This is a genomic window from Mesorhizobium sp. B2-3-6 (assembly GCF_006442305.1).
Lineage (GTDB): Bacteria > Pseudomonadota > Alphaproteobacteria > Rhizobiales > Rhizobiaceae > Mesorhizobium.
On sequence record NZ_VFVW01000004.1, the window covers coordinates 71547 to 88889 of the forward strand.

Here is a 17343-nt window from a genome sequence, read left to right on the forward strand (position 1 = left end):
TGATGAAAGCCGGTATGATCGTGGCAACCGCACGAGAGGCAGCATGACGCGCACGATGACATCCGACCCCCTCCCGCCACTGCTTGAAAATCCCGACCCCAAGACGCTCGCAAGGGAAGTCTTGATGGCCCTCAAATACAGGGTCGGCAAGGACACCACCGTCGCCACCCAGTACGATTGGCTGACCGCCTCGATCAAGGTCGTGCGCGACCGCATCGTCGATCGCTGGATGCAGGCGACGAAAGAGGCCTACGCCCAGCAGGAAAAGCGCGTCTATTACCTCTCGCTGGAGTTCCTCATCGGCCGCCTGATGCGTGACGCCTTCTCCAATCTCGGCCTGATGGAGAACATGCGCGAGGCGTTGTCGTCGCTGGGTGTGGAACTCGACCTCATCGCCACGCTTGAGCCGGATGCAGCACTTGGCAATGGCGGCCTCGGCCGGCTCGCCGCCTGCTTCATGGAAAGCATGGCCACCGTCGATATTCCCGCGCATGGCTACGGTATCCGCTACGCCAACGGCATGTTCCGCCAGGAGATCCATGACGGCTGGCAGGTGGAATTGCCCGAGACCTGGCTCGATCACGGCAATCCCTGGGAGTTCGAACGCCGCGAACGGTCGTTCGAGGTCGGGTTCGGCGGCTCGGTGGAATCGGTCACCACCAGGGATGGCCGGCTGGAACGCCATGTCTGGAAGCCGACCGAGCATGTGCTGGCCGTCGCCTACGACACACCCGTCGTCGGCTGGCGGGGGAACCGCGTCAACACCTTGCGGCTTTGGTCGGGCATGCCGGTCGATCCGATCCTGCTCGACAAGTTCAATGCTGGCGACCACATCGGCGCACTCGCCGAAAGCAACAAGGCCGACGCGTTGTCGCGCGTGCTCTATCCCGCCGATTCCCACATGGCAGGGCAGGAACTCAGGCTGCGGCAGGAATATTTTTTCTCCACCGCCTCTTTGCAGGACATCGTGCAGCGGCATCTCAGTCAATATGGCGACCTGAAGTCGTTGCCCGACAAGGCGGCAATCCACCTCAATGACACCCATCCGGCGATCGCCGTGCCGGAGCTGATGCGCCTCCTGATGGACGTCCACGGCATGGATTTCGACCAGGCCTGGGACACCACCAAACGCACCTTCGGCTATACCAACCACACGCTGCTGCCGGAGGCGTTGGAAAGCTGGCCGGTGCCGCTGTTCGAGCGGCTTTTGCCGCGCCACATGCAGATCGTCTACGCCATCAATGCGCAGGTGCTGCTCGAGGCGCGCGCCACCAATCAGTTCTCCGGCGAGCAGATCAGCCGCATCTCGCTGATCCAGGAGAATGGCGACCGTCGCGTGCGCATGGGCAATCTCGCCTTCGTCGGCTCGCATTCGATCAATGGGGTCTCTGCGCTGCACACCGAGCTCATGAAGGAAACGGTGTTCGCCGACCTGCACACGCTTTATCCCGACCGCATCAACAACAAGACCAACGGCATCACGCCGCGGCGCTGGCTGATCCAGTGCAACCCAGGTCTGACCGCACTCGCCCGCGAGGCGATCGGCGACCGCTTCCTGGATGACATCGACGCCATCAAGGGGCTCGATGCCTTTGCCGCCGATACCGCTTTCCGCGAAAAATTCGCCGGAGTGAAGCGGCAGAACAAGGTGAAGTTGGCCAATCTCGTCGCCGACCGGCTCGGCATCAGGCTTGATCCCTCGGCGCTGTTCGACATCCAGGTCAAGCGCATCCACGAATACAAGCGCCAACTCCTGAACATCCTCGAGGCGGTCGCGCTCTACGACCAGATCCGCTCGCACCCGGAGCGCGACTGGATGCCGCGCGTGAAATTCTTCGGCGGCAAGGCGGCGCCCAGCTACCACAATGCCAAGCTGATCATCAAATTGGCCAACGACGTTGCCAGGGTCATCAACCGCGATCCGGCCGTTCGCGGCTTGCTCAAGGTGGTGTTCGTGCCGAACTACAATGTCAGCCTCGCCGAGATCATGATGCCGGCCGCCGACCTCTCCGAGCAGATATCGACCGCCGGCATGGAGGCTTCGGGCACCGGCAACATGAAGTTCGCGCTGAACGGCGCGCTGACCATTGGCACGCTCGACGGCGCCAATGTCGAAATCAAGGAGTGCGTCGGCGACGACAACATCTTCATCTTCGGCCTGACCACGGCGGAGGTCGCCGAGCGCCGCAACAATGGCTACGATCCGCGTGGCGTCATCGAGGCATCGCCCGAACTGTCGCAGGCGCTCGCGGCCGTTTCATCGGGCGTCTTTTCGCCCGATGATCCCAACCGCTACCGCGATCTCATCAATGGTCTCTACGACAGCGACTGGTTCATGGTCGCGGCGGATTTCGACGCCTATGCCACTTGCCAGCGAGACGTCGACGCCGTCTGGCGCAACAGTCCGGACTGGTACGCCAGGGCAATCCGCAACGTCGCGCGCGTCGGCTGGTTCTCTTCCGATCGCACGATCCGCCAATACGCGAAAGACATCTGGAACGTACCTGCCTGATGTGATTGCATGAGGCCACGAACGATGTAGTCCGGGGTGTGAGTTCAAACGCCGAATTTATACCTTAAAACAAACATTTGGTGCCCGGGGAGGGACACTGCCCGATGAGGAAACCGCGCGCGACCGCTGCGACAAGCGGGCCGGACGGATCGGCCCCGGCCAGCGATGTCGCGGCGATTGTCGCCGGCACGCACGGCAATCCGTTTGCGGTCCTCGGCGTCCATGAGGTGGGCAAGAACCTGTTTGCCCGCTGTTTCGTTCCGCATGCGGAGTTCGTCACCGCCTATACGCTGACCGGCATGATTGCTGGTGAACTGTCCAGGCGTGACGATGGCGGCTTTTTCGAAGGCAAGCTGTCGATCAAGAAGCGCCAGCCATTGCGCTATCACGCCAGGAATGCCGGGGGCGACTGGTGGTTGACGGATCCCTATTCTTTTGGCCCGGTGCTCGGTCCGATGGACGATTACTACATTGCCGAGGGCTCGCATCTGAGGCTGTTCGACAAGCTCGGCGCGCATGTCATCGAGCACGAAGGCGCCACCGGAGTGCATTTCGCCGTCTGGGCCCCCAATGCAAGGCGCGTCTCGGTGGTCGGCGATTTCAACGACTGGGACGGCCGCCGCCATTCGATGCGCGACCGCCGCGACACCGGCATCTGGGAGGTATTCATCCCCGATATCGGCGCCGGCAGGCCCTACAAGTACGAGATCATCGGCCCCGATGGCGTGAGATTGCCGCTGAAGGCCGATCCGTTTGCCTTCAAGTCCGAACTGCGCCCGGCGACCGCGTCGGTGACCGCTGCGTCGCCCGCCCATCAATGGGGCGACGAGGCGCATCGCAGTTTCTGGCGCAATGCCGATCCCCGGCGCGAGGCCATCTCCATCTACGAGGTCCATGCCGGCTCCTGGCAGCTTCGCGACGATGGAACGTTTCTGTCATGGGATGAACTGGCCGACCGGCTGATCCCCTATGTCGTCGAGACCGGCTTCACCCACATCGAGTTCATGCCGATCTCCGAACATCCCTATGATCCCTCCTGGGGCTACCAGACGACAGGCCTCTATGCGCCATCGGCGCGCTTTGGCGACCCGGCCGGCTTTGCCCGCTTTGTCGACGGCGCCCACCGTGCCGGCGTCGGCGTCATCCTCGACTGGGTGCCGGCGCATTTTCCGGTCGACGAGCACGGCCTTGTCCATTTCGACGGCACCGCGCTCTACGAGCATGCCGATCCGCGCCAGGGTTTTCATCCCGACTGGAACACGGCGATCTATAATTTCGGTCGCCGCGAAGTGGTGTCTTTCCTGGTCAACAACGCACTGTTCTGGGCCGAAAAATATCATGTCGACGGCCTGCGCGTCGACGCGGTCGCCTCGATGCTCTACCTCGATTATTCGCGCAAGGCAGGCGAATGGATTCCTAACGAGAAGGGCGGCCGCGAGAACCTCGAGGCGGTCAGCTTCCTGCAGAAGATGAACAAGGAGCTCTACGGCCACCATCCGGGCGTCATGACCATCGCCGAGGAATCGACCTCGTGGCCGAAGGTCTCGGCGCCGGTCCATGAAGGCGGGCTGGGCTTCGGCTTCAAGTGGAACATGGGCTTCATGCACGACACGCTGGAGTATTTTTCCAGGGAGCCGATCTTCCGCAAACACCACCACAACGACCTTACCTTCGGCCTGGTCTATGCCTTCTCGGAGAATTTCGTGCTGCCGCTCTCGCATGACGAGGTCGTGCACGGCAAAGGCACGCTGCTTGGCAAGATGGCCGGCGACGACTGGCAGAAATTCGCGACATTGCGCGCCTACTACGCTTTCATGTGGGGCTACCCCGGCAAGAAGCTGCTGTTCATGGGCCAGGAGTTCGCGCAGCGCCGCGAATGGAGCGAGGCGCGCGCGCTCGACTGGAATCTTCTCGATTTCCGCTCGCATCGCGGTGTCTGGCAGGTGGTGCGCGACCTCAACTATCTCTACCGCTCGCGACCGGCCCTGCACGGCCGCGACTGCGAGCCGGAGGGCTTTTCCTGGCTGATCGTCGACGACAGCCAGAATTCCGTCTTCGCCTGGCTGCGCAGCGCGCCGGGAGGCAATCCGGTCGCGATCATCTCCAATTTCACGCCGGTGCCGCGCGACAACTACCGCGTGCCGCTGCCGAAAGCCGGCACATGGCGCGAGATCATCAACACGGACGCTTCCGAATATGGCGGATCCGGCAAGGGCAATGGCGGCGCCGTCGAAGCGCGGGCGGAGGAAGGGGGCATCTCCGCAACGATGCTCTTGCCGCCGCTGTCGACGATCATGCTTGAACTGGTCGCGGAACAAGCCATGTCGAGACCGGGTAACTTGGGAGGGTAGAAAATGGCAAACTCGAAACGAACCCAGCCGCTGGCCCGCGACGCCATGGCCTATGTGCTGGCCGGCGGGCGCGGCAGCCGCCTCAAGGAACTGACCGACCGGCGCGCCAAGCCGGCAGTCTATTTCGGCGGCAAGACGCGCATCATCGATTTCGCGCTCTCCAACGCCCTCAACTCCGGCATCCGCCGCCTTGGGGTTGCAACCCAGTACAAGGCGCATTCGCTGATCCGCCATTTGCAGCGAGGCTGGAACTTCCTGCGGCCCGAACGAAACGAAAGCTTCGATATCCTGCCGGCCAGCCAGCGCGTGTCGGAAACCCAGTGGTATGAAGGCACGGCCGACGCGGTCTACCAGAACATCGACATCATCGAGGCCTATGGCCCCGAATACATGGTCATCCTCGCCGGCGATCACATCTACAAGATGGACTACGAGCTGATGCTGCGCCAGCATGTCGACGCCGGCGCCGATGTCACCGTCGGCTGCCTCGAAGTGCCGCGCATGGAGGCCACGGGCTTCGGCGTCATGCATGTCGATGCCAAGGACAACATCATCGCCTTCGTCGAAAAGCCGGCCGACCCTCCCGGCATTCCAGACAAACCGGAGTTTGCCCTGGCCTCGATGGGCATCTACGTGTTCAAGACCAAGTTCCTGATGGAGCAGCTGCGCCGCGATGCGGCCGAGCCCGGCTCGAGCCGCGACTTCGGCAAGGACATCATCCCCTATATCGTCGAGCACGGTAAGGCGATCGCCCACCGCTTCGCCAAGTCCTGCGTGCGCTCGACCGCGGAAAATGAGGCCTACTGGCGCGATGTCGGCACCGTCGACGCCTATTGGGAAGCCAATATCGACCTGACCGACGTGACGCCCGAACTCGACCTCTACGATCGCGACTGGCCGATCTGGACCTATGCCGAGTTGAAGCCGCCGGCGAAGTTCGTGCATGACGAGGATGGACGGCGCGGTTCGGCCGTGTCCTCGCTGGTATCGGGCGACTGCATCGTCTCGGGTGCGACGCTCCGCAAAAGCCTGATCTTCACCGGCGCGCGCATCAATTCCTATTCGACGCTGGAAGAAGTCGTCATGCTGCCCGACGTCCATGTCGGCCGGAACGCAACGTTGAAGCGCGTCGTCATCGACCACGGTGTAAGGATACCGGAAGGGCTGGTGGTCGGTGAGGATCCCGTGCTCGACGCCAAGCGCTTCCGCGTTTCGGAAAAGGGCATCTGCCTGATCACGCAGGACATGATCAACAAGTTGTCAACCTGATCAGTTTGATCAACAAGTTGTCAATCCGATCGGGTTGATCAACAAGCTGTCACTTTAGGGTGGTTTGTGCATGTCCTTGCCCCAGAACCGCTGCACGGTTTGGGCTACATGCACCAGGAGCGGTTCGGTAAGCGCATGCAGGTTCTGTCGGTCACGCCCGAGATCTTTCCGCTGATCAAGACCGGCGGGCTTGCCGATGTGACCGGCGCGCTGCCCGTCGCGCTAGCCGCCAAAGGCGTGACCATGCGCACGCTTATTCCCGGTTTTCCCATGGTGATGGACGCCTTCAAGAAAAAAAAGTCTGTCTACAAGTATCCGCTGCTGCAGGGCGGCAAGGCTTCGGTCCATTCTGTCCAGCTTGCCGGGCTCGATCTTTTCGTGCTCGATGCGCCGCATCTGTTCGATCGTCCCGGCGGTCCTTATGGCAATGCCGCGGGTGCCGATTGGCCGGACAATTGGCGCCGTTTCGCAGCGCTCAGCCAGGCCGGCGCCGACATCGCCGGCGGTGCCATCTCCGGTTACATGCCCGATATCGTGCATGCCCATGACTGGCAGTCGGCGATGACGCTGGCCTATATGCGCTATGGCAAGGCGGTCGGCACGCCGTCGATGATGACTGTCCACAACCTCGCCTTCCAGGGGCAGTTCGGCGCCGGCATCTTCGGCGAACTCGGACTGCCGACGGCGGCGATGGCGCTTGACGGCGTGGAATATTATGGCGGCGTCGGCTTCCTCAAGGCCGGCCTGCAGGCTGCCTGGGCAATCACCACCGTCAGCCCGACCTATGCGCAGGAAATCCGCTCGCCGGAATTCGGCATGGGTCTCGACGGCCTGATCAACATGCGCTCCAGCGATCTCTATGGCATCGTCAACGGCATCGACACCGCCATCTGGAACCCGGAGACCGACAAGCATCTGGTGTCGAACTATACAGCCGCCTCGCTCAAGGCGCGCGCGCCCAACAGGGCCGCTGTCGAGGGCCGTTTCGGCCTCGATCGCGACGGTAGCCCGATCGTCTGCGTCGTCAGCCGCCTGACTTGGCAGAAGGGCATGGATATATTGGCGACGGCGGTCGACGGCATCGTTGCGACGGGCGCGCGGCTGGCTATTCTGGGTTCGGGCGATGCCGGCCTCGAAGGCGCGCTGCTCGCCGCCGCCGCACGCCACCGCGGCCGTATAGGCGTCGTCGTGGGCTATGACGAAGGCCTGTCTCACGTCATGCAGGGCGGCTGCGACGCCATCGTCATCCCGTCGCGCTTCGAGCCTTGTGGACTGACGCAGCTTTATGGCCTGCGCTATGGCTGCGTGCCGGTGGTCGCCCGCACCGGGGGGCTCGCCGACACCATCATCGACGCCAACGAGGCGGCGATTGCCGCCGGCGTGGCGACCGGGTTCCAGTTCGCGCCCAGCGACGGCGGCGCGCTGCTTCATGCCATCCGCCGCCTGGCCGAGGCCCATGCCAGCCCCGCGATCTTCGAGGCCATCCAGCGCCAGGGCATGAAGACCGACCTGTCCTGGGACCGAAGCGCTGACAAATACGTTGAACTCTACCGCCTGCTGCTTTCGAAAAGGGTTGCTTGAAGCATGATACGCACCGTTCCCACCAAACCCTATTCCGACCAGAAGCCCGGCACTTCGGGGCTGCGCAAGAAGGTGCCTGTATTCCAGCAGGAGCACTATGCCGAGAACTTCATCCAGTCGATCTTCGACGCGCTGGACGGGTTCAAGGGCGAGACCCTGGTGATCGGCGGCGACGGCCGCTTCTACAATCGCGAGGTCATCCAGAAGGCCATCGCCATGGCCGCCGCCAACGGGTTCGGCAAGGTGATGGTCGGGCAGGGCGGCATCTTGTCGACGCCGGCCGCTTCGCATGTCATCCGCAAATACAAGACGTTCGGCGGCATCATCCTGTCGGCCAGCCACAATCCGGGCGGCCCGCACGAGGATTTCGGCATCAAGTACAATGCCGGCAATGGCGGCCCGGCGCCGGAAAAGCTGACCGATGCGATCTTCGCCAGGACCAAGGCGATCTCCAGCTTCAAGACCGTCGACATCGATCCGATCGACATCGACGCGATCGGCACGGTCAAGGCCGCCGGCATGACGGTCGAGATCATCGATCCGGTCGTCGACTATGCCGAGCTGATGGAAAGCCTGTTCGATTTCGACGCGCTGCGCAAACTGTTCAAGTCGGGCTTTCGCATGCGCTTCGACGCCATGCACGCGGTGACCGGCCCCTACGCCAAGGAGATCCTCGAACACCGGCTTGGCGCGCCCGACGGCACCTGCCGCAACTTCAAGCCGCTGCCGGATTTCGGCGGCCACCATCCGGATCCGAACCTGGTCCATGCCAAACATCTCTATGACGAGATGATGGGACCGGACGCCCCGGATTTTGGTGCCGCTTCCGACGGTGACGGCGACCGCAATTTGATCATCGGCAAGGGCATTTTCGTCACCCCGTCGGATTCTGTCGCCATGCTCGCCGCCAACGCCCGCCTGGCGCCGGGCTACAAGGAAGGCCTGAAGGGCATTGCGCGCTCGATGCCGACCAGTGGGGCCGCCGACCGCGTCGCCGAAAAACTCGGCATTGGCATGTATGAGACGCCGACCGGCTGGAAATTCTTCGGCAATTTGCTCGACGCCGGCATGGCGACGATCTGCGGCGAGGAAAGTGCGGGCACCGGCTCCAACCATGTGCGCGAGAAGGACGGCCTGTGGGCCGTGCTTTTGTGGCTCAACATCCTCGCCGCGCGCGGCGAGAGCTGTAAGCAGATCGTCACCGAGCACTGGGCGACCTACGGCCGAAACTATTATTCGCGCCATGATTACGAGGAAGTCGAGAGCGGGCGCGCCAATGCGCTGGTCGATGAACTGCGCGCAAAGCTTGGCTCGCTGCCGGGCACCAGCGTGCGCGGCCTGAAGATCGCCAATGCCGACGACTTCACCTATCACGATCCGGTCGACGGTTCGGTGAGCGAGCATCAAGGCATCAGGGTGCTGTTCGAAGGCGGCTCGCGCGTCGTCTTCCGGCTTTCCGGCACGGGCACCTCGGGCGCCACCTTGCGCGTCTACATCGAGCGCTACGAGCCGGACAAGGCCAGGCACGATCTCGATACGCAGAAGGCGCTCGCCGATCTGATCGCAGCAGCGGATGACATCGCGGGAATCAGGAGCCATACCGGCCGCGACAAGCCGAGCGTGATTACTTGAGCGTGGCGGTGGCTTCACCCTCCCCCTTGTGGGGAGGGTCGATCCGCGTAGCGGGTCGGGGTGGGGGTGCTCGTAGAGGGCTTTGCCGGCGTCACCCCCCACCCCGCTCACTTCGTTCGCGACCCTTCCCACAAGGGGGAGGGTGGAGGACGCGCCGATGACCTCACTAGGCGCCACCATCACCCCCGACGGCATCCGCTTTGCCGCCTGGTCCTCGTCGGCGCGCCGCCTCTGGGTCTCGATCTTCGACGAACAGGGAAACCGCGAACTCGACCGGCTGGAGCTGAAAGCGGAAGGAGAGGGGGTGCATGCACTCTTCGTCTCCGGCCTTGCCGAGGGCACCCGCTACGGTTTCCGCGCCGATGGCGACTACGCGCCCGAGCGCGGATTTTGGTTCGACCCCGACAAGCTGCTGACCGATCCCTACGCCGTCGAGATCGATCGGCCCTATGCCTATCACTGGCGTCTCGCCGCGCGGCGCAACGAAGGTGCCGATACCGCGCCGCTGATGCCGAAGGCCGTGGCGAAAGCCTTGCTCACGGCTGTGCCTGTGCCGCCGCCGCTGTTCCGTCCGGGCGGCCTGATCTACGAAGTGCCGGTGCGCGCCTTCACCAAGCTGCATCCGGATGTGCCGGAAAAACAGCGCGGCACGACCGCCGCGCTTGCTCATCCGGCTATCGTCGAGCACCTGCGAAGGCTCGGCGTCTCCGCCGTCGAGCTGATGCCGGTGACGGCATCGATCGACGAGCGGCATCTGCCGCCGCTCGGGTTGAGCAACGCCTGGGGTTATAACCCTGTCACCTTCATGGCACTAGACCCGCGCCTGGCCCCTGGCGGCCTGGCCGAATTGCGCGTTACCGTTGCCGCGCTGCGTGCGGCCGGCATCGGCACCATTCTCGACCTCGTCTTCAACCACACGGGCGAAAGTGACAGGCTCGGTCCGACATTGTCGCTGCGCGGCCTAGACAATCAGGCTTATTACCGGCATCAGCCGGATGGCAGGCTGGTCAATGACACCGGTACCGGCAACACGATTGCCTGCGATCACCCGGCGGTGCGGGAAATGGTGCTCGACACGCTTCGCCATTTTGTCCGCCATACCGGCGTCGACGGTTTTCGTTTCGACCTGGCACCGGTGCTGGGGCGCGTCAACGGCACATTCGAAGCGCAAGCGCCGTTGCTGGAGGCGATGCGCGAGGATGCGCTGTTGGCCGGCCGTGTGTTGATCGCCGAGCCCTGGGACATCGGTCTCGATGGCTATCAGCTCGGCAACTTCCCCTCCCGCTTCCTGGAATGGAACGATCGTTATCGCGACGATGCCAGGCGCTTCTGGCGCGGCGATGCCGGCATGGTTGGTACGCTGGCGACACGACTTGCCGGTTCGTCCGATATTTTCGGCAGGGGCGGCCAGCCCGCCAGCCGCACGGTGAATTTCATCGCGGCCCATGACGGCATGACGCTGGCCGACATCGTTGCTTATGAGGAGAAGCATAACGAGGCCAATGGTGAGCAAAATCGCGATGGCCACAACGAGAACCTGTCCTGGAACAACGGCGTCGAGGGCGCGACGGACGACGCGGCAATCGCGAAGGCGCGCTTCAGCGACCAGTGTGCGCTGCTCGCCACGCTGTTCGCCTCGCGCGGCACGATCATGCTGACGGCCGGCGACGAATTCAGCCGCAGCCAGCAAGGCAATAACAACGCTTATGCGCAGGACAACAACATCACCTGGCTCGACTGGAAGGGGCGTGACCAGGCGCTGGAAGGCTACGCGCGTGCACTGGCCGCCTTGCGCCGCGCGGTGCCGGCGCTCTCTAATACAGATTTCCTCACCGGCCAGCCGCTGGCCGGGTCGGACACTGCCGACGTCGCCTGGCTCACCGAGACGGGGGCGCTGCTCGGCGAGGCGGAGTGGAACGATCCCGCCCGGCATCGCCTCGTCATGCTGCTCGGCGGCGTGGATGGCCGGCTTGCCGTCATGGTCAATGGCGATCGCCGCCAATGCATCTTCACATTGCCCGCGCGAGACGGATTCCGATGGCATCCCGCCATCGAAGCGCAAGCAGTTGATCTTTCTCGCGCGCTGCCGGGCCGCAGCGTGAATTTCATGATCGAGCGCAGGACGGAAGGGCCCAGACAGGGAAAGGGTCGTGATGACTGACGACAATGCCGAGCGAGCGGCCGACTGGTGGCGCGGTTGCGTCATTTACCAGGTCTACCCGCGTTCCTTCCAGGACACGACCGGCGACGGCAGCGGCGATCTCGCCGGCATCACATCAAGGCTCGCCCACATTGCCTCGCTCGGCGCCGATGCCGTCTGGCTGTCGCCTTTCTTCAAGTCGCCGATGGCCGATATGGGCTACGACGTGTCGGATTATTGCGACGTCGATCCGATGTTCGGCACGTTGGAGGATTTCGATACACTGGTTGCCGAAGCGCACCGGCTTGGCCTGAAAATCATCATCGACCAGGTGCTGTCGCACTCCTCCGACAGGCACGAATGGTTCGTCGAAAGCCGCGCCAGCCGCGACAATCCAAAGGCCGATTGGTACGTGTGGGCCGACGCCAGACCGGATGGTGGTGTGCCCAACAACTGGCTGTCGGTCTTCGGCGGCCCCTCGTGGGAATGGGATGCGACCCGCCGGCAGTACTATCTGCACAATTTCCTCGCTTCGCAGCCGGATCTCAACTTTCACAACCCGGAGGTCCAGGACGCGCTCCTGGATACAGTGCGGTTCTGGTTGGAGCGCGGCGTCGACGGCTTCCGGCTGGACACCGTCAACTACTACGTCCACGACCGCTGGCTGCGCAGCAATCCGCCCTTGGCGTCGAGCGTTGCAGGCACCAACACCGAGACCAACACCTACCTCTACCAGGAGCACCTGTTCGACAAGACGCAGCCGGAAAATCTAGCGTTCCTGCGGCGCTTTCGGGCGCTGCTCGACGAGTACGGGGATCGCGCCGCCGTCGGCGAAATCGGTGATGAGGGGCGCTCCCTACAGACGCTGGCCGCCTACACCTCCGGCGGCGACAAGCTGCAGATGTGCTACACCTTCGATCTGCTTGGCCCGCAATTTTCGGCGGCGCATGTGCGCGGCTGTGTCGAGGCTTTCGAAAACGCTGTCGTAGATGGCTGGGTCTGCTGGGCGTTTTCCAACCATGACGTCATGCGTCATGTCAGCCGCTGGACGCGGCCGGGCGGCGATCCTGACGTGGTGGCCAAATTCTCGATCATGCTGCTCTCTTGCCTGCGTGGCTCGATCTGCCTCTACCAGGGCGAGGAACTCGGTTTGCCGGAGGCGGAACTTGCCTATGAGGACCTGCGCGATCCGGTAGGCATCCGCTTCTGGCCCGGTGTGAAGGGAAGGGATGGCTGCCGCACGCCCATGGTCTGGGAGTCCGGCGCCGATAATGCGGGCTTCTCCACCGGTAAACCCTGGCTGCCGGTGCCGGAAAGCCATCGCGCTCGCGCGGTCGATGTACAGAGCGGCGATGAGCAATCGGCACTTTCCGCCTACCGTTCGGCACTCGCTTTGCGCAAGCGGCATCCGGCGCTGGTCGGCGGTTCGATCCGCTTTCTCGACGCCGAAGGCGACGTGCTGGCCTTTGTCCGCGAGCATGGCGATGAGAGGCTGCTTTGTGCCTTCAATTTCGCCGGGGAACCGGCCAATTGGCCGCTGCCGCAAGACTTAGGAGCGGTTGCGAAACTTGGCGGCGATGCCTCGCTCGCCGGAGAAGCCGTGCTTTTGCTGCCGACACTCGGATGCTTTCTTGGACACCTTGCCTAGATCAGCGCGTGCCGGCCATCTTACTGGACAAGCACGGCACGTCCGCACGTTGCGCCGGTGACCCGGACGTCGGCTTCACCGAGACGCACGCCAAGAGCTCCGAGCAGATTGGTAAGCAACGTGTCGACCGGAGCTGTTACGCTGTTCAGAAGTGCCACCACTGGCGGGCTTACGGTTGCGATCAGCGTGTTCAGATTCAGCAGCGGCAGACCGAGTAAATTCGCCGTCAGCGACAAATCGCTGACCAGCGACGTAGTCAACGACTGGGTAAAATTTTGGGTGTAAGCGGTCCTTATCGTCTTGGCATCGATATCGGCCTTGTTGAAAGTCAACGTCGTTGGCGTGTTGTTGGCCATGTCGAACGCCGCTGAGCCCACCACCGACAGCACCGGGATGATCAGAAGTTTCACGCTCGCGATTTCCGTGTTGGAAAACGTCTCCTTGTTGGTGAAATCGGCAAAGCCGGCGCTGCTGCTGTCGCCGAGATGCCCTTCGACGATACCGGGACGGGTGGCGATGGTCACCTTGATGCTGCTGGGGCCTGTCGGACAACTTATGTCGGTGAGCTTGGCCTCGGCATAGGCGACTTCGACATGCAGAGGCAGACTGAACGACACCAGGGTGATACCGCCTCCGACATTGCTGTTGCCGGCTCCGATCTTCACCACCAGCTTGATACGGGTCTGGGCCGTCCGCACAATGGTGCCGACTTCGCCAACCTTCAGCCATGGCGAGGATTGCGGCGGTTCGCCGAAGGCGATGGCGAGCGTGCTCGACAGCACCCCCGGTATGCCGGTGCTGAGACCGAGGTCGATCTGCTTCGAACCGTTTGCCAGTTCGGCGGCGGCCATCAGCATTCCCATCGCGCTGGCGTCAACGCCAAGGCCGGCTGGCCTCTGCCCGAGGCCAAGTCTGCCGAGGGGGCCGAGGTCGATGAGATGGCTGAGCGGAATCTTGACCGTGTTGGTCGATTTGCTTGCCATGGTTTGCAAGGCGACCTTGGCCGTGTTGCCGAGCCCGGGAACATTGGCCATGGCGGTGGCGATCTGGCCGACTGTAGCCTTTGAGGCCAGAACGTCCGAATAGGTCACGCCCGTCAGGTTCAATTGCACCGCCAGGGCATCGACGAAGGAAAGCACGCTGACATCGGCGGAGATCAATCCGTTGTAGTCCATGACGCTGAGCGAGATGTTGCCGCCTAGGAGGCCGCCGAGAAGCGCGTTGAGGATGGGGCTGTTGCTGGTATTGACGCTGAGCAACCTCGATCCGACCGAGAAAGTGGCCTGTGGCGTCATGCTGGCGGTGGCTTCTGTGCCAATGATGGGCGTTGGGATCAGCGAGCTTGCGAAATAGCGGTTGGGGATCTTGCGTAGGGTCACATGAACCGCGTTGTAAGGGGTTACGCCTGCTTGGAAGCGTTGATCCACATTGACCGAGGATGCCCCTGCATATCGGCCCCGCGTGACCGTCACGACGGTTTTGCCCACCGCCGCGGGAATGGTTTTACCCGAGCCCTGAACGACGACACCTGGCATCCCGTTGTCGGTGAGCGTGGTCAAGACCGCGGTCTGGACGTTGTTGATGTTCGAAGCCGCGGTGATCGCCGCCAGGTCGACCATCGCCTGTGCTTCTCGGCGCTCGGTGTAAATGGAGGCCTCGTCGATCGCCACCGCTGCCAGCGCCAGCGCGACCGGCGCGCTCAACGCCGCCATCACCGTGAAATTCGCTCGCCGGTCACCAAGCATCAGGCGTGCAAGCCTGCCGACCTTCAAGTGCGCGCAGAGCAGCATTCAGATGCCCCCGACCCTGATCGTTGATTGGCGTTTGATCGTTGTACCCGGCATGGCTATGCCCGGAAAGAGATTCCAGATCGGCAGGTTTCGGGCATCGTACTGGATCGACACCACGAACTGATTGCCGTCCGCCGTGCTGTCATTGGCCCGATAAGTCAGCTTGCTGGCGTCGACGAAGGGATATCCACCGGCATTATTGGCGAGAAACGAGGCCACGAGCGTCTGCCGCTCGGTCTGGTTCAGCCCCGAGATGGCCGTCCGGGCGGCGTCCGCCGCGATCTGCTGTATTGAATTGGCCGCGCCGAAATAGATACCGTATGCAACCATTCCGAGCAGGAGAAGGATGAATATCGGTGATAGCAGAGCGAACTCAACCGCCGAAGTTGCCGAAGTGTCTGTCTGGAATCGGCGCCCCTGGATCCGGCGAATGAGGTTCTGAACCATGCCGCCGAGCATGCCAAAGTTCGCATGCAAAAAGCGAAAACTCTAGGCGCAACCTGGAAGTGTGTATGATTGAAAAGCTACGCTAATTTAGCCGCGGCTTCTTTGATTCCTGGCTATTGACTTAGGGTCAATCAGTACTCGGTTGAAAAGAGCTTGCCGCCTGTCTAGTCTCCTGCCACCAGCCGACGGAGGGAACCGGCGGCGCGCTCAAAGGGGCCAGACATCGGTCCCGGGGCGTCAACACGCAAAGGCGCGCCGTTGGCAGCGCCGACAGGGAGAAACTTCATGCTGAAAAACATGCTGAAGGCGACGGCATTCGCCACAACCATGGCGCTGGCCGCCGGAACATTCTACACGCCGGCCTTTGCCGAGGTCGTCTACAACAGAGGCACTGCTGCCGAATCCGAGTCGGTTGATCCGCATAAGACCTCGACGGTTTATGAAGCCAACGTCTTGCGCGACCTGTTCCAAGGTCTGGTGATGCAGGACGAGAAGGCCAACGTCATCCCCGGCGCCGCCGAGAGCTGGACGGTGTCGGATGACGGTACCGTTTACACCTTCAAGCTCAGGAAGGACGGCCAGTGGTCCGACGGCAGCCCGGTGACGGCCGAAGACTTCGTCTTCGCTTTCCGCCGCCTCGAAGACCCGGCGACGGCCGCCGAATATGCCTCGATGCTTTATCCCGTCAAGAACGCCGAGGAAGTCAACACCAAGAAGGGCAAGCCCGAGGACATGGGCGTCAAGGCCATCGACGCGACCACCCTTGAAGTGACGCTGAAGGCGCCGACGCCATATTTCCTCGAAATGCTGACCCACCAGGCGACCTATCCGGTCAACAAGGCGTCCATGGACAAGCTCGGCGCCGACTGGATCAAGCCGGGCAATCTCGTTTCCAACGGCCCCTATACGCTGGCCGAGTGGGTTCCCAACGATCATATGAAACTGGTCAAGAATCCGAAATTCTGGGATGCCGGAAGCGTCAAGATCGACGTCGTCAACTACATCCCGACAGAGGATCGCTCCTCGGCGATGAAGCGCTTCGAGGCCGGCGAACTCGACAGCTACGACGATCTACCGACCGAGCAGCTCGCCGACCTCAAGGCCAAGTTCGGTGATCAGATCAAGGTGGGGCCGTATCTCGGCACCTATTACTACGCGATCAAGACCGACAAGAAGCCCTGGGACAATGTCGAGCTGCGCAATGCCATCTCGATGGCCATCGACCGCGATTTCATTGCCGAGAAGGTCTGGCAGAACTCAATGCTGCCAGGCTATTCGATGGTCCCTCCGGGCATCGAGGGCTACACGCCGGCGATGGCCAAATATGCCGACATGTCGCAGATCGACCGCGAGGACGCAGCCAAGAAGATACTCGAGAAACTCGGTTACACGCCGGAGCATCCGCTGAAGATGGAGATCCGATACAACACCTCGGAGAACCACAAGAATACTGCGGTCGCCATCCAGGAACAGCTGAAGCCGCTCGGCGTCGACGTCACGCTGCTCAACACCGACACCAAGACCCACTACTCCTTCCTCGAGCAGAGGGGTGACTATGACGTTGCGCGCGCCGCCTGGATTGCCGACTACAAGGATCCCGAAACCTTCCTGGGCATCTCGCGCAAGGCCAGCGGCAACAACTATTCGGTCTATGACAGCCCGCAATATGAGGCGGCCATGGACAAGGCGGCCGCCGCCGGCGGCAAGCCGGAAGAGCGCATGAAGGAACTCGCCGCCGCCGAGCGTATCCTCGTCGACGACGTCGGCCAGATCCCGCTTCTCTACTATAGCTACCACGATATCGTTTCCCCGAAGCTCCATGGCTTCGTCGACAACGTCATGGACGTGCATCCGTCCCGCTTCATCTCCAAGGATTGAAAACCTTGATCGACCCGCCGCCCGTTCAGGACGGCGGTTCGAGCTGTCGTCGCATGGGGCCCGAAAGTCGAAATCGATTTTCGCAGGCCATGGTG

General features: G+C 62.5%; 10 protein-coding genes. 8 read left to right on the forward strand and 2 right to left on the reverse strand.

The features are described from left to right. The first annotated feature begins 43 nt into the window (after positions 1–43). The 7 genes from FJ953_RS12905 to FJ953_RS12935 all read left to right on the forward strand — a co-directional run bounded on the left by FJ953_RS12905 (position 44) and on the right by FJ953_RS12935 (position 13133). On the forward strand, positions 44–2512 hold the full coding sequence (locus tag FJ953_RS12905; protein WP_140624492.1) for a glycogen/starch/alpha-glucan phosphorylase: 2469 nt from the start codon (positions 44–46) through the stop codon (positions 2510–2512). A 104-nt stretch (positions 2513–2616) separates the two neighbouring features. Next, the gene (gene glgB / locus FJ953_RS12910) at positions 2617–4863 is read left to right on the forward strand and encodes a 1,4-alpha-glucan branching protein GlgB (protein ID WP_140564227.1); all 2247 of its coding nucleotides are present in this window, start codon (positions 2617–2619) and stop codon (positions 4861–4863) included. A 3-nt stretch (positions 4864–4866) separates the two neighbouring features. Beyond that, the gene (glgC, locus tag FJ953_RS12915; protein ID WP_140494816.1) at positions 4867–6132 is read left to right on the forward strand and encodes a glucose-1-phosphate adenylyltransferase; all 1266 of its coding nucleotides are present in this window, start codon (positions 4867–4869) and stop codon (positions 6130–6132) included. A gap of 135 nt (positions 6133–6267) precedes the next feature. Next, on the forward strand, positions 6268–7713 hold the full coding sequence (glgA, locus tag FJ953_RS12920) for a glycogen synthase GlgA (protein ID WP_140494814.1): 1446 nt from the start codon (positions 6268–6270) through the stop codon (positions 7711–7713). Between the two features lie 3 nt (positions 7714–7716). Beyond that, the gene (locus FJ953_RS12925) at positions 7717–9345 is read left to right on the forward strand and encodes an alpha-D-glucose phosphate-specific phosphoglucomutase (protein WP_140514918.1); all 1629 of its coding nucleotides are present in this window, start codon (positions 7717–7719) and stop codon (positions 9343–9345) included. Positions 9346–9502: 157 nt separating this feature from the next. Next, positions 9503–11506, forward strand: coding sequence for a glycogen debranching protein GlgX (gene glgX / locus FJ953_RS12930; protein ID WP_140624493.1), 2004 nt, complete (start codon positions 9503–9505; stop codon positions 11504–11506). Beyond that, positions 11499–13133 (forward strand): alpha-glucosidase family protein, encoded by a 1635-nt coding sequence (locus FJ953_RS12935; protein WP_140624494.1) that lies wholly within the window; start codon positions 11499–11501, stop codon positions 13131–13133. The genes glgX and FJ953_RS12935 overlap by 8 nt, the downstream gene beginning before the upstream one ends. Positions 13134–13153: 20 nt before the next feature. Here FJ953_RS12935 and FJ953_RS12940 read toward each other — a convergent pair whose 3' ends face one another. Together FJ953_RS12940 and FJ953_RS12945 are read right to left on the reverse strand one after the other, a co-directional pair. Then, on the reverse strand, positions 13154–14923 hold the full coding sequence (locus tag FJ953_RS12940; protein WP_140624495.1) for a TadG family pilus assembly protein: 1770 nt from the start codon (positions 14921–14923) through the stop codon (positions 13154–13156). Continuing rightward, a complete protein-coding gene (locus tag FJ953_RS12945; RefSeq protein WP_140495051.1) occupies positions 14924–15370 on the reverse strand; it encodes a TadE/TadG family type IV pilus assembly protein in 447 nt (148 codons plus the stop codon). 285 nt (positions 15371–15655) lie between these two features. Between FJ953_RS12945 and FJ953_RS12950 the strand changes: the two genes are divergently transcribed. Further along, positions 15656–17248 (forward strand): peptide ABC transporter substrate-binding protein, encoded by a 1593-nt coding sequence (locus FJ953_RS12950; protein WP_140494803.1) that lies wholly within the window; start codon positions 15656–15658, stop codon positions 17246–17248. The last annotated feature ends 95 nt before the right edge of the window (positions 17249–17343 follow it).

Excerpts from the sequence above, each read along its gene's own strand:
- FJ953_RS12905 (WP_140624492.1), top strand. The coding sequence starts at position 44 with ATGACGCGCACGATGACATCCGACCCCCTCCCGCCACTGCTTGAAAAT.
- glgB (WP_140564227.1), top strand. The coding sequence starts at position 2,617 with ATGAGGAAACCGCGCGCGACCGCTGCGACAAGCGGGCCGGACGGATCG.
- FJ953_RS12945 (WP_140495051.1), bottom strand. The coding sequence starts at position 15,370 with ATGGTTCAGAACCTCATTCGCCGGATCCAGGGGCGCCGATTCCAGACA.
- FJ953_RS12950 (WP_140494803.1), top strand. The coding sequence starts at position 15,656 with ATGCTGAAAAACATGCTGAAGGCGACGGCATTCGCCACAACCATGGCG.
- glgA (WP_140494814.1), top strand. The coding sequence starts at position 6,268 with ATGCAGGTTCTGTCGGTCACGCCCGAGATCTTTCCGCTGATCAAGACC.
- glgC (WP_140494816.1), top strand. The coding sequence starts at position 4,867 with ATGGCAAACTCGAAACGAACCCAGCCGCTGGCCCGCGACGCCATGGCC.
- FJ953_RS12940 (WP_140624495.1), bottom strand. The coding sequence starts at position 14,923 with ATGCTGCTCTGCGCGCACTTGAAGGTCGGCAGGCTTGCACGCCTGATG.
- FJ953_RS12935 (WP_140624494.1), top strand. The coding sequence starts at position 11,499 with ATGACTGACGACAATGCCGAGCGAGCGGCCGACTGGTGGCGCGGTTGC.
- FJ953_RS12925 (WP_140514918.1), top strand. The coding sequence starts at position 7,717 with ATGATACGCACCGTTCCCACCAAACCCTATTCCGACCAGAAGCCCGGC.
- glgX (WP_140624493.1), top strand. The coding sequence starts at position 9,503 with ATGACCTCACTAGGCGCCACCATCACCCCCGACGGCATCCGCTTTGCC.